Below are 21616 nucleotides of genomic sequence, written 5' to 3'. Positions count from 1 at the left end.
ACACTGACGGGGGGATTTAACGAACTAACGCCCGCCCATCGGGCGGACCTTCACCCTGCGCCGTCTCGCGCCCGAACGATCGCGCTGTATTCCAGCAGCGTTTGTCGGACATTCTCATCATCCATCACATTGAGCGCATGGCCGGTGGCCGATGCCTGATCCGTCCGCATTTCGAGCCAAGCGATCCGCGCCGTGTTCGGCACAACGCGACCATGCTCAAGCGCGATCTGCTCGCTGTAACCGGCGATAACATCGTTGATGGCCTCAAGGGCTGCCTCATAGGCAATGGCCTGATCTTGGGTCCACAAGGGCGCTGTCGGTGTGGGGGCAGTCACCTTGCCATATAGAGAGGGCAACTGGTCTCCCGGCAAGCGCAAACTACGCCATTTGCGCTTGCCGAGAGTGGGCGGCCCTACCGGGGGGCTTGGGCCGTTGATGGGCCTATAATCCTCAAACTCACAACGCCAAATGGCGTTGGATAGATTGAAAGGGCGGCGCGACAAACAGATGCCCCCTCGAAGCGCATCGCGCGAAGTTGCGCATGGACCGCGACAATTCTCGCTTTCAGTTGTCGCTTAACCAAGCGAGCTGCTGACCGATTCCAAGCCCCTCCATCGGAACCGATGCGCGCCGTTCGATCTGCGGCCAAAGGGGATCGCGATAGTTGCGGCCTGCGAGAACGATCAGCGGCGCGGCGGCGTCGATCTGCTCGGCCATTGCTTCGATCACGCGCGCGCCCCAAAGGCGGCGCGCGCCTGCCTTCATCGCGCCTAGCGTTTCGTCATAGCGCGCGATGACGGTTTCCGGGGCGATCAGGCCATGCTTTGCTGACAGGATGAACCATGCGCCGCCCTGTCGTTCGACATAGGCACGGGCCTTCTGGAACCATGGCGATGCGTAAAGATCGCGCGCCGGGGCGGGGCGGTCCAGCTTCGCAGCAACGCAAGCGACAAGGAAAACCGGAGACGGGGACGGGGGAGGGTCGATGACAGACGGCGGCGCTGCCTCAAGATCGGCAATGACGGTGCAGCGGCCCCATTTCTGCAATTGGCGCTGCCATCCTTTCGGCGGTCCTTGGCGCTCGGCAACGTGGCTAAGGGTCGGTCCACCGAACAAGTCGGGTTGCTCCCCGATGCGCTGCACCGGGGGAACGTAGCGAGGTTCGCGGATGCAATGGCGGGCCATGCTCGATCCCCTCAAAAGGCGAAAGCGGTCTGGCCGCTCGCCTCGGTGAAGCTGGCGCTATCGCCTGCCGCGTAACGGTCGCGGCCCATGGGGGACCATTGCAGATGCCCGGAACGATCATAGGAAAACCAACCATCCTCGATCCCGATGATGAAGGACCATGCCTTATCCTCGGCGCAAGGTCCGTGAAGATTGATCGGCCAATGCTCGGCCCCGCGTTCCTGCTGGCAGGGCGACGGCGCGGAAAAGCTGCGAAGCAACGCGGCGCGTATCGCGGCGGCGGCGCTCATGCGCTCAACTCCGCATAGGTGGCGCTGCACTCGTAGCGGATCGCATCGCCATCCCACATAGGACCGCAAACGCCCTTGAATTTCGGTGCGCCCTGCAACTCAAGCCGCTGGCTCGGATTGCTGTTGTAACCGCTGCATTGAAGCCCCTCGACCGCTGCCCGGCTGACGATGGTTTCAAAGGTCGCGCCCTCGATCTCGATTCGGTCAAAGTCCTGCTCGGTCTGGCGGTAGATACGGATTTTCATGGGCTTTCCCTTCCTAATTGAGCCGAAGGCGATGACGGGTCATCGACTTCTGCCGAAAGCGGGCGACGCTGGGCCGGGGAATGCCGCAAACGGGGCCGATCAGGGGGGAGGGGGATCACCCGCCCTGCACGGAGCGCAGCGAAGGAAGGGCGGGGAAACCCGCCTGATCGCCAAGCGGAGCCGCGCAGCGGCGGAGACGGTCTAGCCCTTGCGGCAGGGGGCAGGAACAGGCCCCAAACGCGACAAATCAGCGCGGCGGCTTGCCGCCTCAATCTGCGCCAGGACAGGCGGTGGCAGCTGAAAGCGCGAGTCAACGTGTCCTCGGTCCAGTCGCGGCCACATGACAGCGATAGTGGGCCGCCAAGGGTCAGGCGCGCCGCCTCGTCGCGGGTTGCATGGTAGGTGTCATAGAGGCCGAGCCAAAGGGCTATGGCCTTGTCTCGGCCGTCGCAAATATCCGCAATCTGCGCGGGCGTCATAAGCTCCTGGCCCATGCTCACGCCCCCCCGAGGATAAGAGCACCAAAGCCGAAGCCCTCGGCGGCGTCCTCGATGGTGGTCACAAGGCCGTCAAAATCTTCATCCGGTCCTAGTAGGTCGGCAATCTCGATGACGGCGGGAAGGTCAGCGCCATGATTTTCGGCAAGGTCTTTGATGTAGCCGAAGCGGTCAAAATTGCCCTCTTCCTCATAGCGAGCGAGCGGAATGGTGCGGGCGGCGTTGATCCGAAGAATCGTTGCCAACGGAATGTCGGTCATGTGCTGTTTTCCCTGCCTAGAATGGAGCCGAAGGCGATGACGGGTCATCGACTTCTGCCCAGCGGCGAGCAGGGCCGGGGAATGCCGCAAATCAGGGCCGATCAGGGGGGAGGGGGATCACCCGTCCTGCACGGAGCGTAGCGAAGGAAGGGCGGGGAAACCCGCCTGATCGCCAAGCGAGGCCGCACAGCGGCCGAGACGGTCCAGCCCTTGCGGCAGGGGGCAGGAACAGGCCCCAAAGTCGAACAGCGGACGCGGCGGCATTGCCGCCTCAATCTAGGGAAAAGCGCCCGCCAGGTCATAGCATAGCGGTGACCTAGAGGACGCTGCGGCATGTCGCCGGCGACATGCCCAACGGATAGCGCCGGAAGCATCCGAGCAATCGGATCCTCCGTCATTTTAATTGCCCGAGCGGTTGCGCGACACGTCCGCATAAGGCTTGCGGCGGCACTGGCTGCACCGAAGCCGCGCGATCAGCTCGTAAATGCGGGTATCGAAAGAAATGCGGCGCGAGCGGGCGAAGTCGCCCAGCGGGGCGACAACGCGGCGACCGCAAGCGCAATAGATGCGCAGATAGCAGCCTTGCCGATACCAGATAGGATCAATGGGCTTGGGGCGGTTGTAGTTCGCGGCCATTGGGCGCTTATGCGCCAAAGGGAACAGACGGGGAACACCTCGCGCGCGCGTCGGTTATTGGATTGGCAAGGGAAAAGGGCTATATAGGCAATGCTTCGTGTGCTGATTCATTTCACGCACCTACCTGAACCCGCCGTGCTGTCACACGGCGGGTTCAAACATTTAGGGCGGGCGGCCCTGTCAGACCACCCGCCCCGCTAGATCAGCCCTTATCGGACTTCCCCAGCTTCACAATTGCGATCACGAGCGCGACGGCTGCGATCGTCAATTGAGCTGCTTCATATGCTGTCAAATCACATCACCTCCTTTGAGCGAGAGGATTTGCGAAGGGCCGCTGTCACAGTCCCTCGCCCTCGCTCGATGGGGGCTATACAACGGATTGGCGAGAATGCGCGCGAAACGCGCTTCACATTTTCGTGAAGCCGTTGGATGATCGCCGGCGACCGTTGATGAAAAGGGGAAGCTATGGGCCTCGTATCGCAGGTTAGCGCCGATGACCGGGAAAGTGCATGGCGAATAATCCGTCATCGCGAAATCATGGAACGACTGATTCCGCTTTGGGCTGTGCTTGGCGTTGCGCTGGTGCTGATGGGCGTGGACCTGGGCGGGCGTCTGCTGTGGACGCTGCCAATGATCGGATATGTCTTTGGGGTGATGGCGGTCGATCACGGCCCTGATTACCGCGCCGCGAATTATTGGGTGCCGGTCCTGGGAAGCCAAGCGGCGGCGCTGCTGCCTCTCATCGCCAGATTCTAGATCTCTCTGGAGCGGTGGCAGCTGCCACCGCTCCACGCGCGTCAAGCTCTGGCCTCGAAGCGGGCGATCAGCTGTTCCGCTACGGAAGTAATTTCGGCGGGGTCGGCGGTTTGAGTGCAATCGCCGCCTACAACAGCGCCGAGCGTGCCGCCGTCCAGTTGGACAACGTGGACACGCCACACGTCGCGCCGGAGTTCGTATTGATCGGGAAGCGGCCTCTGCATGATTTCATGAAACACCAGGTCAACCCATTGGCGCGCGTCCGGATCAGAAGACGCATCGGCGTAGTCGGCGCGGCTCGCCATGACGCTGTATCGGTCGCCTAGCATGAATTGGCGTTCGCGCGCGCGTCGGTCCTGCTCGATCCGCGTCACGCGATCTTTTTCCGCCCGCTTCATGGCCTGTTTCATCCGAACATCGTCGGCGCTGCGCGTCAGCGCCGCCATGATGTTGAGGACGCGCGCGGGCATATAATGCCCCGCGCGCTCGGCCGCCTCGATCACAAATTGCAAATCGCTGATCTCGGTGGGGGAGAGGGTGACGCGAACGGCGCTCGCCGTGTTGCTGATTTTCATGGCTGCGGCTCCGGCTCTTCCTTCGCCTTGTAGGCGGCAAGGCCGATCCACGATCCGTTATCGCCGCGAAACTGGCGCACAACATCGCCACCGTCCCAATGGCCGGTGAAGATGCCGCGCCGGTTGATGCCGCCGACGGGGCGCGTGCGCGCCGCCAGAAGGCGGGCGCGGCGCGTGTCTCGATCTAGGTGGCGCATGGGTTGCATGGTCAATCCTTCCTATTCGCTGGCGGTGTCGAGTTGCGTGCCGATCTCGTCGGCGTCGAAGTCTTCAAGGGCTGAAATCGCGCTTTCCAGTTCGGAAACTGCGGCGTCCATCGCCTGCGCGCGTTCGCTGTCCTCAAGACTGGGTGGCAGATTTTCGCGGGCGGCCTGCTCGTCATCCTTGACGGTTTCGAGCATGTCGCGCGCCTCATCCAACAGGGCCTTGCCCTTGTCGATCAGCACGCGGGCGGCGGCGATCTGCTTGCGGCGTTCGCGGTTCATGCCTCTGCCCTCACGTCGCCGCTGTCGATCTGGAAGCCTGCGCGGGCCAGCTCGTCACAAAGGGCGCGCTGCCGATCCTCGCGGGTGCCGCTGGTGGCGATGTAGCTGCACCGGCCATCGTGGAAGGCGAAGCCTGCGCGTTTCAGGCATCCGCGAAACCGCTGGTGGGTGCGGTCGCTCCAATCCAGTGTGCCCGCATAGTTGCGGAAGGCGGCGACAGCGCAGACGGAACCGTAATTCTCATCACGCCAGCTAAGCTCGATCACGGGGGGCGATTTGGTCATGGTGGCCTCCCTCAATATTCGCTGGTTAGGAGAATGGTGAGCACGCGGGTTGTGGCATCGGGATTCCATGGTTCGGCGCTGCCAAATTCAAGATCGCGGTCGTAATAGTCGAACTTCCACATGACCGAGAGGGCTGGGCGCGTGCTGTCGTCAGTCCAGCGGGTATGCCATTGGCCGATCACATCGCGATAAAGGAAACCGGCGTCATGCTCGCCGTGAGGATCGTTGTCGGGTGTGAAATCCTCAAAGCCCTCGATCATCTTGAGAATGTCGGACTGCGTATTCTCGTCCAGCGCCGCGATGCCTTGCGTAATCACGGTGCGACAAGTCACGCCCATCGTTCGCCGCGCAATGTCGTTCAGCGCCGCAACGGTGGCGATCTGGTCAGTTGTCGCTTCCATTTTCCTCACTCCTTTAGGCGAAGCCGCTGCCTGCGGCCTGCGGCTCTGACCCGCTGGCGAAGCGCGGGATGGGGAGGGGGGAGCAAAATCGATGGGAGTGGTGCGGGCGGCGCGACTAGGGAGGCCCCGGCGCGCGCGAGCGCGCCGGAACTGGCCGAACTTGTCGGGCAACCCGGTCCTGTCGATTATGCTTCGGGAACGAAAGGGCGGGTGCCCTTGGTGTTCCCCCGGTGGCAGCTGCCACCACTGACGGAGCGCGGCCCTGGGCCGCTCGATCCTATGTGGCAGCTGACAGACTACGAAGCGCGCGGCCCTGGCCGCTCATTTTCAGCGCTCGCGGTCCTTTGATTTCTCGGCGGTCGGCGTCGGTGATTTGCCTTCGCGCAATGTTGCGGCGACATGGGCCTTTGCGCTTTCGACGATCTGCGCCAGCTGTTCCTTCGATGCGCCGCGCTCGGTAGCTGTCGCGACGCGCTTATCAATGGCGAGCTGGAATTGCGCGAACCTGGCATCGGCGCGGTTCTGCTCAGGCGAGTTTTTCTCGAATTGCGCGGCAAGGCGTAGATCAACCTGACTGACGCCGGGAGGCATGACTTGCAGACGTAGCGCGCGATCGGCGGCCTGAATGTCGCGGTCGGTCATTTTCGAAAGGAAATCTGCGGCGCCCGCGCTGATGGCGCGGACTCTTTGCAGCGGGTCCATACCCTCGGACCAATTGACTTCGATCTGATGATAGCGGCGTTGCTCAATCAGCTGAAGGTGGTGCATCGGCCCTTTGGGATCGCGGAAAAAGGCAAGCTCCTGCGCTGAACGCGCGGCCAGCTGGCGCATGTCAGCGGACGTTTCCGCGATCCGATTAAGCTGCTCATGCTGCCGCGACGCAACGGTTTGCGCAGTAGGTAGGTAACGGCTGATTTGATCCTTGGCCTGCTCGATACTCATTGCGCGTCGTTCGCCAACTGGCATGAGAGATTCCATCGAGGGTGGAAACGCGATGCCCGCTGGCCCACGCGCTGGCTCGACGCGGTTCTGTTCGAGGGGCATGGCATCACGGATGACTTTGGCGAGGGAGGCGTGATTTCCAGTATGGAAGCTGTCGCGGCTCGCCTCCATCCAGTCCTTCGGCCCCATTGCCTGGATCGAGACGAATTTCTCGGCCGCAAGGGAATGTAGCTGCAAGTGCAGCCGCATGGTGCGACCATTGCCCTCACGGAACGGATGAACGGCATTTAATTCGGAAATATGCCGCCCCATGGTATCCGCAAAGCGATCACGATCCATCGACTTGAGGGTTTGGAGGTCGGGCAGCTGCTTAAATTCGTGCTCCATGCTGCGGGCAATGAAGTGCGCTCGGGCAAAAGTGCTGCCGGGTTTGCTTATGTCCACAGTCCGAAAGCGCCCCGCCCAATCATATACGTCCTGAAACAGATGATTGTGCAGTTCGCGATACTCGCGCGCGTTCGTCGCCGGCGCGGCGCGCTGCACAACCAGCTCGCCATGTCGGACAACCGAGAAGAAAGCTTCTCGCTCCTTGAGGATATTATCGTCGCGGATTCCCAGCTTGTTCCGAAGAACGTCGCTGTTACGCCAGGTGTAAGGGTCGCTCACCTGTCATGCAGCGAGTTTCTGGCGGGACAGAACATCACGGTTGTAGTCCTGCGCCAGACCAATCGCCACATCGACGGGAATTTGGGTTTCGACCAACAGCAAACAAAAAGAGTGGTCATCCGAAACCAATTCAAGTCCTTCAATCTTGCAATTTGCGATTGCTTCGCAATAAGCTGCCATCACGTCAGGAATCTCTTCCTGCCGACGCGGCTCATACCCCATCGCCTTGATGCGATTCCTGTAGGTGTCGATGATATTTTCCATTTTGCACCTAAAAACGACCTGCTCCCGCCCATAGTTAACATGTCGGGATTTGTATATAAACCACATTGAGTAGCCCCCATATTTCACTTTCCTGAAATGGGACGCCGCGCTTGCGCGGCGTCTCGTGCATTTAGCAGGGCGGGTCATTCAATCCGCTTGGTCGGTCATCATCGCCAACAGGTAGTCGGCGGCGTTCTGAGCCTCACGGGCAGCCTCGAAAATCGCGCGCTTGTCGTTGCGGAGCGCGGTCAACCAGTGCTCGATATACGCGGCATGGTCTTCGCGTTCCTCGACCTTGAAACCGACAATCGCGCCGATGAAGGATGCGCCCAGCTCGGCTACGAGCTCGTCCCTCGCATAGTCGGCGCGGCTCGTTGAAATCAGGGTTTTCCGGTTGAGGCGGCTTTCATGCCCTGCATGATGCACGGCCTCGTGCGCAAGCGTGGCATAGTAGTCGTCGGCGGAATGGAACGCTTCAAAAGCAGGCATTTGGATATAGTCGTCGCGGGTGTGGTAATAGGCTTGCGATCCGCCGATGCGAACGGTTGCGTCGATGCGAGAGAACATCACTTCAAGCTCAACGTCGCGGGTTTCGGGATTGGTAATGATCGGGGCGGGCGCGGGATATTTGCCGTCCAGTCCCTCGACCTGATCGGCATTGAAAACCGTGTATCGTTTCAGAAACGGAATGGCGCGCTCGTCGTCCGTCTCGGAGTCCTTCACGACAAGCTTGTTAGCATAGACAACGGTGGTCCCCTTGCTGCCCTTCCGGACATTGCCGCCAAGCTCCAATGCCTGTTTGAAGGTCAGCCAATAGGGGGAGGCGAAGCCCTGACGCATGGCGCTGGCCCAAAGGCTGAGGACGTTGATCCCACGATAGGCGACCCCATTGTGCCGGAGCGGAATGGTCGGCCCACCGCTCCACGGCTTCACCCAAGGCTTGGTGCCCGCTTCGAGCATCGCAAGAATGTCGTCGGTGACGGCCTGATAAATGTCGATCCGGTTCGTTTCCTTAGCCATTTTCCTCACTCCTTTAGGCGAAGCCGCTGCCTGCGGCCTGCGGCTCTGACCCGCTGGCGAAGCGCGGGATGGGGAGGGGGGAGCAAAATCGATGGGAGTGGTGCGGGCGGCGCGACTAGGGAGGCCCCGGCGCGCGCGAGCGCGCCGGAACTGGCCGAACTTGTCGGGCAACCCGGTCCTGTCGATTATGCTTCGGGAACGAAAGGGCGGGTGCCCTTGGTGTTCCCCCGGTGGCAGCTGCCACCACTGACGGAGCGCGGCCCTGGGCCGCTCGATCCTATGTGGCAGCTGACAGACTACGAAGCGCGCGGCCCTGGCCGCTCATTTTGGCGGCGGCTTGCATGATTTTGTGCTGTTCGTCGCACCCATCGGGATTTTCTTCCTCAACAGGCGCATTCGCTAATCGCAAAGGCCGGGCGGTGGCAGCTGCCACCGCCCCCAAGTTTGCGGGGAGCGCGGGAGTGAAGCGCGCTCCCCGTGCCGTCATGCCGCTTGGCTTTCGCTATCGGCGGCATCGGGCAAGGCAGAGGGTCGAAGGGCGGGGGGCAGGATGCGCCGCCCCGCAAGGCGCTCGTTGACCGTCACGGCAAGGTCAGAGCGCTTCATGGTCTGGCAATTCTCTACAGCGTCGTTGCCGCAACCTTCGGCCAGCAGCTTCAAGAGCGTGGCCTTGCTAAGCTGGTCATAGAATACCTGATTAGGTTCCCACTTGTCGGCCATGTTGATCTGCGCGGCTCCGACGATCTGCGCCAGCTGGCGGTCGCGGTCGCTGTGGAACGAAAGGCTCGTGATCTGCGAGGCAACGCAGTAGGCCAGCAGCCGCAATTTCGCTTCGCTGTCCATCTGGCGCATGTCGTCCAGCGTGGGTGTTTCGGCCAAGCGGTCAAGATCGGCCCTTGCGATCTCGTCAATGTCGGCAATCGTGGAATGGCCCATGACCGCATCGTCAACATGGAAGCGGTTCTTCTCGGCGGTGATTTCGGCGGCTTGTTGCCACGAATAAGCGTTGCCGCGAACCTGCCCCAAGAGGCCCGTTAAGAGCACGTCCAGCGCCAGCTCCGGGTCGCTGGCAAGGGCTTCCCGAACCGCCATCGTGCGGATGCCGCCCAGCTGATCCATGACTTTCTGCGAGTAGTCGGGGCGAGGAGGCTTGGGGCCATCGGCGGCGGTGCCCTTGGCGGTGCGGGTGAACGCGACCTGTTCGATACCGTCATGGCCGATGAAGACGATAAGCGAGTGCTCGGCCTTCTGCTCGGCGGTGAAAACGCGGCAAGCCGATACGATAGCGTCCTGTTTGCGGGTCAGGGCGCGCAACTCGTCGTCATAGTCGTGATCGTCCTCGTCCACCTCGCTTTCCCGCTTGGCGATTGCCGCCTCGATCTCGACCAGCTGCGCGGTTTCTTCCTCGGTCGGATCGCGCTCGCCAGCGGGTTCCAGATGGCCGCGCATCCAGTAGGAATCAGGCCGGTAGAGCTGCCCTTCTGCATCGCGCCAGCCATCTTCGCGCGCCGCCTTGGCGATGGCGTCGAGCCGATCTTGCACAAGGTCCATGACAAGGCCCGCATCATCGCAATAGCGACGTTCTCCGAAAAGATCGGTGGTGAAGGTGCCGCCTGCGGCGCAATAGGCTTCCTCGCCTACAATGCGAAAATGCTTGTCGGTATCGGCAACCTTCTCCTGGGTGAGCATGGCGCGGATTTGGTGGGCGTTGTCGCCGGTGCGCTTGAAAACCTCAAGCTGGCGGTCCTGATCGTCGGTCAGCGCGAAAGCCTGCGCCGCGCCCATGCCGATTTCGTCTTTCTGGAAGGCTTTGAGAATGGTCGGGTGCAGCGCCGCCAGCTTCAACACGCGGCGGACATAGGCCGGGGAGACGCCGAACGATGCTGCAACATCGTCAACGTCCTTGCCGCTGTCGATGATCGCCCGATAGGCTGCGATGGCATCGGCGGGGTGCATGTCCTCGCGCTGCGCGTTCTCGGCAAGCGAGATTTCCAGCGCCTCGTCCTTGCTGCGGATTTCAACGGGAACCTCGAAAGTGCCGGGGATGGCCTTTGCCTTCTGCAACAGCTTCAAGGCCCGATAGCGCCGCCCTCCGGCGCAAATCCTGATTTTGCCGTCTTCATCATAGCCGATCAGGTTTTGCAGCACGCCCCGCGCCTGAATGTCGGCGGCGAGGGCTTCGATTTCCTTGGGCTTCACCTTCCGCACGTTGAGGTCGGAAAGCGCCAGCTTGTTCAGTTGGATGGTCTGGATGGTCATTTTTCACTCCTTTAGGCGAAGCCGCTGCCTGCGGCCTGCGGCTCTGACCCGCTGGCGAAGCGCGGGATGGGGAGGGGGGAGCAAAATCGATGGGAGTGGTGCGGGCGGCGCGACTAGGGAGGCCCCGGCGCGCGCGAGCGCGCCGGAACTGGCCGAACTTGTCGGGCAACCCGGTCCTGTCGATTATGCTTCGGGAACGAAAGGGCGGGTGCCCTTGGTGTTCCCCCGGTGGCAGCTGCCACCACTGACGGAGCGCGGCCCTGGGCCGCTCAAACTATTGCGGTCGCTTTAAGAAGGAGAACCAGCGGCGGCGTGGGGGCTTTGCGACAATGCGATCGAGCCAACCAGAGCGATCAGGAGAACGGGACGCCTCGGCGCTGCACTGACGGTGATGGTCGCGCCGGCGCAGGCCCATAGCAAGGTGGCGGCGGGACCGGCCCGGTAGATCAGGAAGCCGATATAGCTGTTCGGCAGGAACTGCGGATAATCGACAATCAGGCGTGCGACGATCCCGCCGCCTGCGAGAATGAGCGCGGCGATCAGCCATGCCGCGATTGCCTCGATGCGCGGCGATGCACTGTGCCTGGGCGCGGCCTGCATCGTCGTTCGCGTCGCATCATTCATGCTGATCTTCCCTTATAGCCCTGACCGTCACCCGAATGGGCGGAGACGGCTTTGCTGGCTCCGTGGAGCCGCGCGGCGCAGCCGTGTGGTGGAATAGGGCAGGTTCCCGGCTCCGATCATTTGCACTTGTTCGGCAGCTGGCCCCTCTCGATCGCCAGATTCCTCATCGCCTCGTAATCGACACCCCAAAGGCCTCGTCGCTCATCGGCAGCGTCTTTCATGAAACGGGCATAGGCCAGCCCTGAATGTTGCCTGTAATCAACGGCATATCCATGGCGTACCATCGTTGCCGAAACAGATGCCCCATTCGACCGAAACCGGCACGACAGGTTAGACCCGCCCCAGCTCGTCCGCCGCGTGTTGCATATCGGCTCGATCGTCAACTTTTCGTCCTGAAAATCGCTCGTGCAATCCATGCCGCCATTTTGCTTCACCAGCTCTTCCAAATAGAGCTGCGCTGCGATCTTGGGCACATTGCCCTTGCCGTCCTCATCCGGCGCATCAATTCCCGACAACCGCACCCGCTTTTTATCGAGCGTTTCGAGCGTATCGCCGTCGATAATGCGCGGGTTCTCGACATGGATTGAAACCGGCTCGCTATTCCTCGCCTGCATCTGATTGAACAGCGCGCCGAACGCGAAAACAGAGAGAATGGGCAACGCGATTTGCTGATTTCGCGGCCATTTTTTGAAACCTCGGATCAGCACCTGGCTCTCTCCTGAAGAATGTCGTTCCAGTCCATCGGCGCCGGGGCTGGCGGGAGGATGATTTTCAGTTCGCGGTCGTTGGCAGTGAGGTGGTCGCGCGCGTCCTCTATGGCCTGTGCGGCTTCCTGGCCGTGTTGCGAGTAGATGACGATTTTGCGGATGCGTTCGGGGATCGCGATCAGGCCATAGCGGCGAATGCCGCCAGCGCCCCACACCTTGAATTTCCCGTCACTAAGCTGGGTGACGGAAACGGCTTCCTCGAAGCCTTCCGCGAGGCGCAGAACATCGCCGGTTGGCTGGCCGCCGATCCGCATGGCGGCGTGTCGGACCAGGCCGAGCGTCAATTTCGCCTCGCGCAGCGCCGCATGGTAGCGTTTCTCGCCGGTTGCTGGATCGAGCAAGATCCGCTGCACGGCGATTATGCCTTCGTCGGCCTCGAACGGCACGAGAAGGGCAGGATGCTCTTCGCGGGCGTCGGGCGGACCAACGATGCAGCGCGGAGCGAAGCGGAGCTTGAGGCCGGTCGGGTCGATTGCGCGCGAACGCAGATAGCGTTCAGCCGCGGTGCCTGCGATCGGCGCGGCGGAATCCCATAGTTGGAGGGCGAGCTTCCGGCGCGAGGGTTCGGGCGCGCGATCGACCGTTTCACCGCTCGTGTGGCGATTGATTTTGCGGCTGTTGAGCGCGGACCAGACGGCTTCCTGACTGCAACCGGCCCAACATTTGAATAGGACGGCCTTCTTGCCGGGGGTGACTTGGAGCGACGGATTGCGGTCGTTGTGGGCTGGACAGCAAACCATGCCATATGAGCCGCGCCAGTGGCCGCCCATATCCGCTACGATCTGACGTGCGCGTGCTTCGACGTCCATCTGCATCGAACTTCTTTCGTCAACGGTATCCCGACATTGGGATTTATACACATTTCACGATGGCGGGCAAACGGTCGGGATACATGCCAATATCGCGCATGGCCCGACTAGGGCCATTCAATATAAATATCTCCGCCGGTTATCTTCACTTGCGGATGACTCACGTTCTTTCGCCTCAATCGCTTGGCCCAGGCTGGCGAGAATGTCCGCCAGCTCGCGCTTGTCCCGCTCTTCGCGGGTTAGCTCCCATAGGGGCAGCTGATCCCTCATGCGCTCCATGTCGCGCGCCGCCTCGATCTGGCGATATTGTTCGCAAGCGGGGGCTGGATCGGCCGCGACGCCGCGACGGCGGCGAGCAGCGAAGATTTTCGAGAGGAAGGCGGGGAAGAGGAAGCGATAGGCGTTCGTGGCCTGCTTGATGCGCGGGCCAGCGCCTTGCGCTTCGTGGTCGGGAACCGGCTCGTAGCGCCTGAACCAGTCGATAATTCGCGCGTCTTTGAGACGCGAAAGCGCCTGAACGACGCAATTCTTGCTGAGGCCGGTTCCATCCATGATCGTGTGAAGACTGGGGAACAGCGCGCCAGTGCTATAGTCGATGACGCGGGCCAGGAACTCGATGATCTGGATGCCGGCCTGTCCGATAGCTCCGTTGCGAATGCGCGGTGTGGTTGTCCGCCGCTGCGCGAGCGTTTGCCGCTCGTAGAGCTTTGCGGCTTCGATCATCTCGCGCATCTGGCGAGCATTGCGGATCGGTGTGTAAGCCTTGGCCCGCTTTTCGTGGCCTACGGCGATGCTGCCGGCCCAGACTTTGACGCGCGGTTTTTCGGCACGCGCAAGCAAGGCGCGGTCGATCGTGGCGAGGCCGGTGCTACGCAGCACGGCGCCTATGGAAGTGGTCATGCGGACCTCCCTTCGTCGGTCCCGCGAGGCCAAGCACCATCGCTCCCGAAAGCACGCTTTCGAGATTGACTTTCGCCGCAGCACCACCGATAAAGAGAGCCAAGTTAGAAGCGCTCACTTCGGTGGCACAAACAGCCCTCGCTCAGCCAAGCGAGGGTTTTTTGTTGTCCTGTCGCCTCGGGGAGCCACCCCGCACGCAACAGATGAATCGCCGACTCCAAGGCGGAATCAGCGCGTCATAACTGGCTCAAGTTTAAGGGGTTGGCAAGAATAAGCGTGCGCGCACGCTTATAACGCGCTCGTCACGCCAACTTGCGGTAGTGGCGCAGATAGTCGGGATATTCGATCCCGCGTGCTTTCAAGAGATTAATCGTCGCCTCTTCGACCAGGGCGGCAACGGACGTTTGTTCGCGCTCAGCAAGGTTTTTGATCTCTGCCGCCAGCTCGGGTTTCACCGACGCTGCGAGATTGCGCGTGTTCGCGCGGCTCGGCCGACGCCGGGGCAAGGGAACCGGGAGAAGGGGGTCTTCCTGTCTTTTCGGGCGAGCCATAGGTCTAAAACACAAGAGGTTGATGTGGTGCCGGAATAAGCGTGTTGACACGCTTAATGGCTGTAATGTGGTTGCACGGCAAGAGAGGACAAGCCGGGTTGCCCTCGCCGTCAAAGCGAGGATAGACATATCCTTATCGGTAAAAGGGAATAAATCACGATGCCGCATAGCGACGATTGGCAGTATGATCCGATCCTGGAACGCGAACTAACCACCCGCCGCCCCGCTGGGGGAATGATCCAAGCGGTCGAGATTGCGCAGTTGCCGTCGAGTGAATGGATCATCAACGTTAAAGTATCGTGGCATGGCGATAAGTGGCTGAATGTCTGCCTATTCGAGCAACCGACGCTTAAAACATACAAGCGACTGTCAAGTGCCGTGCGGCATGTCGTGCTCGATTACGGATATGAGGATGACCATATCCGATTGGTCCCCGACAAACAATGCAGCAACAAATTGGCGTTTTAGGCTTCCCTTTCCCCCTCATCGTGATATGTGCATAAATCTCGATGACGAGGGAGAAAGCGATGAAAGCTTTTAATTTCGCGCTCGCGGCCGCCTTGGTGGGGGCTGCGGTGCAATCGACCCCCGCTGTAGCGTCGGATAATACTTGGGCATGTGAGGTTGTTCTGTGCATCTCCAACCCGGGTGGTCCGACGCAATATCCAGCCTGTGTTCCACCGATAACGAAACTGTGGCGGGTGCTGGCTCTCGGCGGCAGCTTCCCGACATGCACGGGCGGGGGTATCGCCAAGACAAAATACAAGAAGCCGGATGATGGGAGGCCTGGTCGCTTGACGGTCACTTGGACTGACGGGCGGCAACAGACCTACTATCAGCCGCGCAACTGACCGGGAGCGGGAACGTGTTCCTCGAAACCGGAGCCGTTCTTTCGCTGGCGGCGCAATGCGCCCCAGCAGTAGCACCGCATACGATCGCCGCGATCGTGGATGCGGAATCTTCGAACTATGTGTTTGCGATCAACGTCAACGGCGTGGCCAGTCAGCCGCGCCGTCCGCGTAATGAGGCTGAGGCCATCGCAACCGCGCGCTCCTATGTGGCTCGCGGCTACAGCGTGGATCTCGGCCTCGGCCAAATCAATTCACGCAACATGGGCTGGCTCGGCCTGACGTGGGACACTGTTTTCAAGCAGTGCGCCAATGTCGAAGCGGCAGGGCGGGTGCTCCTGTCCAATTTCCGTTCGGCCAAGACGGGGCGCACCCCGCAAGAGGCCCTTCGGGTCGCACTCAGCATGTATAACACAGGCTCTCAATCGAGAGGTTTCCGCAACGGCTATGTCGCCCGCGTGGAGAACGCAGGTCGCCGCGTCAGCGGTCGGCCTGCGACCGCAATCCCGACTGTCATCGTAGGCGATCAGCCCGCCAGCGCCGCCGTGAGCGACACTGGCGCCGGTCGTGTGCCGGTGGAGCTGGCGGAAATCGCAGCGGAGAACATGGAGGCGGCTCCACCGCCTCCACCGCCTGCGTGGGATGTTTTCGGCCGCGCCCAACACGCGCGGATTGGTTCGTAAGGCGAAGATAGGAGTTGTCGAATGTTTCGTATCTGGAAGATCAAGGCTGAATCCCGGCTCGATGCGCTGCTCGCGCGTCTCAAGCCCTCGCCGCTCATGGCGCGCGCGCTGCCCCTGTCGCTGCTGGCAAGCCTGCTCGTAGCGGAGCCGGCTTTTGCGCAGGCAAACTTTGAAGGCCTGGCCGACAATATTCTCGGCCTGCTGAGCAACGGTTTGCTCCGCACGCTGGCGATCATCGCGATCATCGTCGTCGGCCTTCTGTGGTTCCTGGGCCGCGCGTCGGTGCAGATGCTCGTCACGGTCGTAGTTGGCGTGGTGATCGTGTTCTCCGCGCCTTGGATCGTCGACACGATTACGGGGTGATCGGGGATGGACGGTCAGGAAGAAATGACAAAAGACCCGCTGTTCTTGGCCGTCACCCGCCCCGCTTTGTGGGCGGGTGTTCCCATTGAGGCGGGCGCGCTCATCATCATGGCGGGCGCAATCACGTTGGTTGGTTCGGGCAATCCTCTCTACGGCGGCGCGGCCGCCGTCGCGCTTTATGCGATGGCGCGGCTTATCGTTCGGCATGACGTGAACGCATTCCGGCTGATCTTCCTGTGGGGCCGGACCAAAGCGGCGAACCGGAACCGCGTCTTTTGGGGTGGGTCGAGCTACACGCCGCTGCCGCTCTACGGAATCAAGCGAAAGGGATTTGGTCGTGGTGTTCGGTAAGAGCGCGCTCGCGGAGAAGGTGCCTTTTGACAAGGCCAAGCGGGAGGAAATGCCCGAGAAATTCTTGCCGTATTCGCGGCATGTCAATGAGCATGTGGTCGCCCTCGATAACGGCGATCTGATGCTCATGCTCGAACTGGATGGACGGCCCTTCGAGACTTCGGACGTGCGCGATCTGAACGATTGGCACACGCGCCTCAACGGGGTCTGGCGCAATATTCATGACGAGCGGCTTTCGATCTGGACGCACATGTTGCGGATGCGCGTGCGCGACTATCCAGGCGGCACGTTCCGCTCGCATTTCGCCGCGAAGCTCGATCAAAAATACTATGAGCGGATGACGGCCGAACGCATGTTCCGCAACCGCTTCTTCATGACGGTCGTGATCCGCCCAACAGCAAACGCGACCGACAAGCTGATGGATTTCCTGCGCAAGAAGCAGGAGGACAAGAACGCCAATATCGCGGAAGCTCTAGAGCTGCTGGAAGACAAGGTGCGCGATCTGGAAAAGCTACTGCTGCGCGTTCGTCCGCGCCGTGTCGGCATCTATGAGCACCGGGGTCTCCTGTTCTCCGAACCGCTGGAAATATTGAACCAGGTGATGACCGGGCGCTATCGGCGCTGTCCTCTGGTCCGTGGCCGTCTCGGCTCGGCGCTCTATGCGAGCCGCGCCATCATCGGCGCTGAGACATTTGAGGTCCGCGACGCCGATCATTCGATGTTCGGCGGCATTTTCGGCATTCGCGAGTATCCGTCATCGACAACGCCGCGCCAGTTTGAATCGCTGCTTTCGGTCGATTTCAGCCTCGCCATAACGCAGTCGTTCACGTTCCTGTCGCGCACAGCGGCAACAGAACGGTTTCGGCTTCGCCAGACCCAAATGGCGAACGCCGGTGACAAGGCGATCAGCCAGATGGATGAGCTGATCGACGCGGCCGACGATTTGCAATCGAACCGCTTTGTGCTGGGGGACCATCATTTCACGCTGACGGTGTTCGCGGAAGATTTGAAGAAGCTGCGCGATAACATGTCGATCGCGCGCGCGGCGCTGGCCGATACGGGCATGGTCGCCGCCCGCGAAAGCGCGGCGCTGGAAGCTGCCTATTGGTCGCAGCTGGTCGGCAACTTCGCGTGGAGGGCGCGCCCCGCGCCGATCACGTCATATAATTTCTCGGCGTTCTCGCCCTTCCATACGTTCCCTGCAGGGCACGAGGACGGCAATCATTGGGGGCCTGCGGTCGCCTTGCTCAAGACAAGCGCTCGCAGCCCCTATTACTTCAATTTCCATTCGGCAGACCTGGGCCATTCGATGGTCATTGGTCCATCGGGCGGCGGTAAGACGGTGCTGGTCAACTTCCTGATGGCGCAGCTCGAAAAGTTCAACGCGCGCCATATCTTCATCGACAAGGATCAAGGCGCGGAAATTTTTGTCCGAGCCAGCGGCGGCACCTATCTCGCGCTGCGCAACGGGGAACCTACGGGCTTCGCTCCGCTCAAGGCGCTCGACAATACGGCTTCCCATCGCGCGTTCCTCGGTCGCTTCATCCGCCAGCTGGTGAAGCAAGAGGGGGCGCCGATCACGGTGCAGGAATCGCACCTGATCGACGATGGCATCGAAGCCGTGATGAAGCTGCCACGCGAGCAACGCTCGCTGTCGGCGCTGCGGACCATGCTCGGCATGTCGGACTCGGGCGGCGTCGGCGCGCGCCTAGTCAAGTGGACCTCCGAGGGGAACCTTGGCTGGGTTTTCGATAATGAGGAAGATTCCATGTCTCTCGAAGCCCGTTTCGTGGGCTTCGATATGACCGACTTCCTCGAAAACGCGGAAATCCGCACGCCGGTCATGCTCTACCTGTTCGAGCGGATAGACGCGCTCCTGACAGGCGAGCGCATGGTTATTGCGATTGACGAATTTTGGAAGGCGCTGGCCGATCCGGCGTTCACGGCATTCGCGCAGGATGGCCTCAAGACATACCGCAAGCGCAATGCGTTCCTCGTCTTTGCAACACAGTCGCCTGCGGACGCGCTGCGGTCCACGATCAGCCATTCGATCTTGGAGCAGGTCGCGACGAAAATCTTCCTGCCCAATCCGTTCGGCCAGCGCCGGGATTACATCGAAGGCTTCTCGCTCTCGGAGGCGGAATTTAAGCTGGTGCGCGAAGAGCTGTCGCCGGAAAGCCGCAAATTCCTCGTGAAGCAGGGCCATGACTCCGTTGTGGTCGGCCTGGATCTCATTGGCATGGACGATGAACTGGCCGTGCTGTCGGGCCGCGCTGAAACAACGGGCGTGGCCCGCGAAGTGATTGCCGAACTGGGCAATGATCCGAAGTGTTGAGTAGCGCCGAGAATTGACCCGGGAGGGGCAGAAATTATCACTGAGAATTGACCCATGCTTTCCTCGCCCCCGGCTGACAGTCGGGAGGCATTGGAGTGATCGACATGGACCTACTCAGTGTGATCCGCCGCTGGCACTTTCGCCAAGGCATTCCCATTCGCGAGATCAAGCGGCGCACCGGCTTGTCGCGCAACACGATCCGCAAATATCTTCGTGCCGACGCGGTGGAGCCGGTGTTCAAGGTGCCAGACCGGCCGAGCAAATTGGACCCATTTGCCGAGAAGCTGACGGGTTGGCTTAGGGTGGAATCGGGCAAGTCGCGCAAACAGAAGCGCACTGCCAAGCAGCTTTATGCCGATCTCGTCGCACTCGGGTATGACGGCTCGTATACTCGCGTGGCGGCCTTTGCCCGCGATTGGAAGCGTGAACGCCAGTATGAGCAGCAGACCAGCGGGCGCGGGACCTTCGTGCCGCTGGTCTTCCAGCCTGGCGAAGCCTTCCAGTTCGACTGGAGCGAGGATTATGCCGTCCTGGGCGGTAGACAAGTCAAGCTGCAGGTGGCCCATACCAAGCTGTCGCACAGTCGAGCCTATATCGTTCGGGCCTATCTGCTACAGACGCATGAGATGCTGTTCGACGCCCTGACGCAGGCCTTCCGGGTGCTGGGCGGCGTTCCCCAGCGTGGGATCTTCGACAATATGAAGACCGCGGTCGACAAGATCGGTCGCGGCAAGGCGCGCCAAGTCAACGCGCGCTTTGCTGCGCTGGCCAGCCATTATCTGTTCGAGACGGACTTCTGCAATCCAGCATCGGGCTGGGAGAAGGGGCAAGTCGAGAAGAACGTTCAGGATGCCCGCCACCGCCTGTGGCAACCCATGCCCAGCTTCCCGGACCTCGCCGCCCTCAATGCCTGGCTTGAAGAGCAATGCGTCGCGCAATGGGCAGAAATCCAGCACGGCGCGCTACCCGGCACCATCGCGGATGTGCACGCGCAAGAGGTGGCCAGCCTGATGCCTATGGGGCGCCCCTTCGATGGTTTTGTTGAACAGACCAAGCGCGTGTCGCCCACCTGCCTGATCGCCTTCGAGCGCAACCGCTACAGCGTGCCAGCCTCCTTCGCCAACCGGCCGGTCAGCCTGCGCGTGTACCCTGAACGGCTTGTCGTGGTGGCGGAAGGGCAAGTCCTGTGCGAACACGGGCGGATCATTGACCGGTCTCACCAGAAACCGGGGCGCACGATCTATGACTGGCGGCATTATCTGGCTGTTGTCCAGCGCAAGCCGGGCGCCCTGCGCAACGGTGCGCCGTTCCTGGAGATGCCCCAAGCCTTCCGGCAATTGCAGGCCGGGCTGCTCAAGCGGCCTGGCGGTGACAAGGAGATGGTCGAGATCCTCTCCCTTGTCCTGCACCATGACGAACAGGCTGTTTTATCCGCCGTCGAACTGGCCCTGGATGATGGTGTGCCGACCAAGGTCCATGTTCTCAATATCCTACATCGCCTGATCGACGGCAAGGCGCCACCGGCCCCACCCATCGATGCCCCACAAGCCTTGCGCCTCGACAAGGAGCCCAGGGCCAATGTCGAGATCTACGACAAGCTCAGGGAGATGCGCGCATGTTGAGATCTGGGCGTCATGACCCCGCCAGTGCCGCCGTCGTCGTGATGCTGCGCGGCCTCAAGATGTACGGCATGGCTCAGGCCGTGGGCGATTTGATCGAACAGGGCGCACCAGCTTTCGAAGCGGCTGTGCCGATCCTGGCCCAGGTGCTCAAGGCAGAGATGGCCGAGCGCGAGGTCCGCTCGATCGCCTATCAGATCAAGGCCGCCCGCTTCCCGGCCTACAAGGATCTGGCCGGCTTCGACTTTGCCGCCAGCGAGATCAACGAAGCTCTGGTGCGTCAGCTCCACCGTGGTGACTTCATGGACAGCGCCGACAATGTTGTGCTGATTGGCGGGCCTGGCACTGGCAAAAGCCACATCGCCACCGCCCTTGGCGTCCAGGCTGTCGAGCATCACCGCAGAAAAGTGCGCTTCTTCGCCACCGTCGATCTGGTCAACGCGCTGGAACAGGAAAAGGCGGCCAACAAGGCTGGCCAACTGGCCGAACGCCTGCTCAAGCTCGACCTCATCATCCTCGATGAACTGGGCTATCTGCCCTTCAGTCCGTCAGGCGGCGCGCTGTTGTTCCATCTGCTCAGCAAGCTCTATGAGCGCACCAGCGTGGTGATCACCACCAACCTGAGCTTCAGCGAATGGGCCAGTATCTTCGGCGATGCCAAGATGACGACGGCCCTGCTCGATCGCCTTACTCACCACTGCCACATCCTGGAAACCGGCAATGACAGCTTCCGCTTCAGGGCCAGCTCCGCCACCCCAAAAGCCAGAAAGGGATAAAGCCAAACCTTGACCTTGCCCGCCATGGGCAGCACATAACCCACACCCGCCCGGGTCAGTTCTCAGTGATAATCCCGGGTCAATTCTCGGCGCTACTCAACAAATTGACGCCATCTTTGAGGGATTTGATTTTCTGATGTCAGCTTGGAGTATAGCCTAACCGGACGTCAGGGGATGTTGCGATTTATGTCAGGATAGGGTGGCGATCAGAATTAGTTGACGCCT

At 61.2% G+C, this 21616-nt stretch carries 28 protein-coding genes; 8 read left to right on the top strand and 20 right to left on the bottom strand.

Annotated elements, in window-relative coordinates:
• Positions 1-50: 50 nt before the first annotated feature.
• From ACI6S0_RS26785 to ACI6S0_RS26760, 6 genes are all read right to left on the bottom strand, one after another.
• Positions 51-308, bottom strand: a complete 258-nt coding sequence (locus ACI6S0_RS26785) for a hypothetical protein (protein WP_006953903.1) — start codon at positions 306-308, stop codon at positions 51-53.
• A gap of 256 nt (positions 309-564) precedes the next feature.
• Positions 565-1185: a DUF6884 domain-containing protein gene (locus tag ACI6S0_RS26780; protein ID WP_007016086.1), complete on the bottom strand. Its 621-nt coding sequence runs from the start codon at positions 1183-1185 to the stop codon at positions 565-567.
• 11 nt (positions 1186-1196) lie between these two features.
• Positions 1197-1475, bottom strand: coding sequence for a hypothetical protein (locus tag ACI6S0_RS26775; RefSeq protein ID WP_228168060.1), 279 nt, complete (start codon positions 1473-1475; stop codon positions 1197-1199).
• On the bottom strand, positions 1472-1720 hold the full coding sequence (locus ACI6S0_RS26770) for a hypothetical protein (RefSeq protein WP_006953897.1): 249 nt from the start codon (positions 1718-1720) through the stop codon (positions 1472-1474). Before ACI6S0_RS26770 ends, ACI6S0_RS26775 begins: the two co-directional genes overlap by 4 nt.
• Before the next feature lie 496 nt (positions 1721-2216).
• Complete coding sequence (locus ACI6S0_RS26765) at positions 2217-2477, bottom strand: hypothetical protein (protein ID WP_006953895.1); 261 nt, start codon at positions 2475-2477, stop codon at positions 2217-2219.
• Between the two features lie 399 nt (positions 2478-2876).
• Positions 2877-3113, bottom strand: a complete 237-nt coding sequence (locus ACI6S0_RS26760; protein WP_006953891.1) for a hypothetical protein — start codon at positions 3111-3113, stop codon at positions 2877-2879.
• Positions 3114-3578: 465 nt separating this feature from the next.
• Between ACI6S0_RS26760 and ACI6S0_RS26755 the strand changes: the two genes are divergently transcribed.
• A complete protein-coding gene (locus ACI6S0_RS26755; protein ID WP_006953889.1) occupies positions 3579-3869 on the top strand; it encodes a hypothetical protein in 291 nt (96 codons plus the stop codon).
• A 41-nt stretch (positions 3870-3910) separates the two neighbouring features.
• On the opposite strand, the gene ACI6S0_RS26750 is transcribed toward ACI6S0_RS26755, so the two are convergent.
• The 14 genes from ACI6S0_RS26750 to ACI6S0_RS26685 all read right to left on the bottom strand — a co-directional run bounded on the left by ACI6S0_RS26750 (position 3911) and on the right by ACI6S0_RS26685 (position 14320).
• Complete coding sequence (locus ACI6S0_RS26750) at positions 3911-4444, bottom strand: hypothetical protein (protein ID WP_007016089.1); 534 nt, start codon at positions 4442-4444, stop codon at positions 3911-3913.
• A complete protein-coding gene (locus ACI6S0_RS26745) occupies positions 4441-4650 on the bottom strand; it encodes a hypothetical protein (RefSeq protein ID WP_004213310.1) in 210 nt (69 codons plus the stop codon). The genes ACI6S0_RS26750 and ACI6S0_RS26745 overlap by 4 nt, the downstream gene beginning before the upstream one ends.
• Before the next feature lie 12 nt (positions 4651-4662).
• A complete protein-coding gene (locus ACI6S0_RS26740) occupies positions 4663-4929 on the bottom strand; it encodes a hypothetical protein (RefSeq protein ID WP_004213311.1) in 267 nt (88 codons plus the stop codon).
• Positions 4926-5213, bottom strand: coding sequence for a hypothetical protein (locus tag ACI6S0_RS26735; RefSeq protein WP_006953883.1), 288 nt, complete (start codon positions 5211-5213; stop codon positions 4926-4928). The genes ACI6S0_RS26740 and ACI6S0_RS26735 overlap by 4 nt, the downstream gene beginning before the upstream one ends.
• An 11-nt stretch (positions 5214-5224) precedes the next feature.
• Entirely contained in the window at positions 5225-5614 is a 390-nt protein-coding gene (locus tag ACI6S0_RS26730) for a DUF3768 domain-containing protein (protein ID WP_013054018.1), read from the bottom strand.
• Between the two features lie 327 nt (positions 5615-5941).
• Positions 5942-7222, bottom strand: coding sequence for a Fic/DOC family protein (locus tag ACI6S0_RS26725; RefSeq protein ID WP_006968049.1), 1281 nt, complete (start codon positions 7220-7222; stop codon positions 5942-5944).
• 3 nt (positions 7223-7225) lie between these two features.
• Positions 7226-7486: a hypothetical protein gene (locus ACI6S0_RS26720; RefSeq protein WP_006968047.1), complete on the bottom strand. Its 261-nt coding sequence runs from the start codon at positions 7484-7486 to the stop codon at positions 7226-7228.
• A gap of 147 nt (positions 7487-7633) precedes the next feature.
• Positions 7634-8506 (bottom strand): ArdC family protein, encoded by an 873-nt coding sequence (locus tag ACI6S0_RS26715; RefSeq protein WP_004213405.1) that lies wholly within the window; start codon positions 8504-8506, stop codon positions 7634-7636.
• Positions 8507-8989: 483 nt separating this feature from the next.
• Entirely contained in the window at positions 8990-10765 is a 1776-nt protein-coding gene (locus tag ACI6S0_RS26710) for a ParB/RepB/Spo0J family partition protein (RefSeq protein ID WP_021319980.1), read from the bottom strand.
• Between the two features lie 288 nt (positions 10766-11053).
• Positions 11054-11389, bottom strand: a complete 336-nt coding sequence (locus tag ACI6S0_RS26705) for a hypothetical protein (RefSeq protein WP_434406032.1) — start codon at positions 11387-11389, stop codon at positions 11054-11056.
• Between the two features lie 116 nt (positions 11390-11505).
• Entirely contained in the window at positions 11506-12096 is a 591-nt protein-coding gene (locus ACI6S0_RS26700) for a thermonuclease family protein (RefSeq protein WP_006949646.1), read from the bottom strand.
• Positions 12090-12971, bottom strand: a complete 882-nt coding sequence (locus tag ACI6S0_RS26695) for a DUF7146 domain-containing protein (protein ID WP_006949647.1) — start codon at positions 12969-12971, stop codon at positions 12090-12092. Before ACI6S0_RS26695 ends, ACI6S0_RS26700 begins: the two co-directional genes overlap by 7 nt.
• A 111-nt stretch (positions 12972-13082) precedes the next feature.
• Positions 13083-13865: a hypothetical protein gene (locus ACI6S0_RS26690; protein WP_006949648.1), complete on the bottom strand. Its 783-nt coding sequence runs from the start codon at positions 13863-13865 to the stop codon at positions 13083-13085.
• 302 nt (positions 13866-14167) lie between these two features.
• A complete protein-coding gene (locus ACI6S0_RS26685; RefSeq protein ID WP_006949649.1) occupies positions 14168-14320 on the bottom strand; it encodes a hypothetical protein in 153 nt (50 codons plus the stop codon).
• 255 nt (positions 14321-14575) lie between these two features.
• Between ACI6S0_RS26685 and ACI6S0_RS26680 the strand changes: the two genes are divergently transcribed.
• From ACI6S0_RS26680 to istB, 7 genes are all read left to right on the top strand, one after another.
• Positions 14576-14884: a hypothetical protein gene (locus ACI6S0_RS26680; protein WP_020819813.1), complete on the top strand. Its 309-nt coding sequence runs from the start codon at positions 14576-14578 to the stop codon at positions 14882-14884.
• Positions 14885-15281: 397 nt separating this feature from the next.
• The gene (locus tag ACI6S0_RS26675) at positions 15282-15947 is read left to right on the top strand and encodes a lytic transglycosylase domain-containing protein (protein WP_020819812.1); all 666 of its coding nucleotides are present in this window, start codon (positions 15282-15284) and stop codon (positions 15945-15947) included.
• A gap of 21 nt (positions 15948-15968) precedes the next feature.
• Positions 15969-16310 carry a TrbC/VirB2 family protein gene (locus ACI6S0_RS26670; RefSeq protein WP_004213202.1) on the top strand — a complete coding sequence of 114 codons (342 nt, stop codon included), beginning with the start codon at positions 15969-15971 and terminating at the stop codon, positions 16308-16310.
• 6 nt (positions 16311-16316) lie between these two features.
• Positions 16317-16661: a type IV secretion system protein VirB3 gene (locus tag ACI6S0_RS26665; protein WP_006949650.1), complete on the top strand. Its 345-nt coding sequence runs from the start codon at positions 16317-16319 to the stop codon at positions 16659-16661.
• On the top strand, positions 16648-18996 hold the full coding sequence (locus ACI6S0_RS26660) for a VirB4 family type IV secretion/conjugal transfer ATPase (protein ID WP_434406036.1): 2349 nt from the start codon (positions 16648-16650) through the stop codon (positions 18994-18996). Before ACI6S0_RS26665 ends, ACI6S0_RS26660 begins: the two co-directional genes overlap by 14 nt.
• A 104-nt stretch (positions 18997-19100) precedes the next feature.
• A complete protein-coding gene (gene istA / locus ACI6S0_RS26655; protein WP_434406038.1) occupies positions 19101-20618 on the top strand; it encodes an IS21 family transposase in 1518 nt (505 codons plus the stop codon).
• Positions 20612-21391 carry an IS21-like element helper ATPase IstB gene (istB, locus tag ACI6S0_RS26650; RefSeq protein WP_434406035.1) on the top strand — a complete coding sequence of 260 codons (780 nt, stop codon included), beginning with the start codon at positions 20612-20614 and terminating at the stop codon, positions 21389-21391. The genes istA and istB overlap by 7 nt, the downstream gene beginning before the upstream one ends.
• Positions 21392-21616 lie beyond the last annotated feature (225 nt).

Origin of the sequence: Sphingobium sp. DN12 (assembly GCF_051058005.1) — a bacterium.
Lineage (GTDB): Bacteria > Pseudomonadota > Alphaproteobacteria > Sphingomonadales > Sphingomonadaceae > Sphingobium > Sphingobium yanoikuyae.
This window is presented reverse-complemented; position numbering and strand designations above follow the sequence as displayed.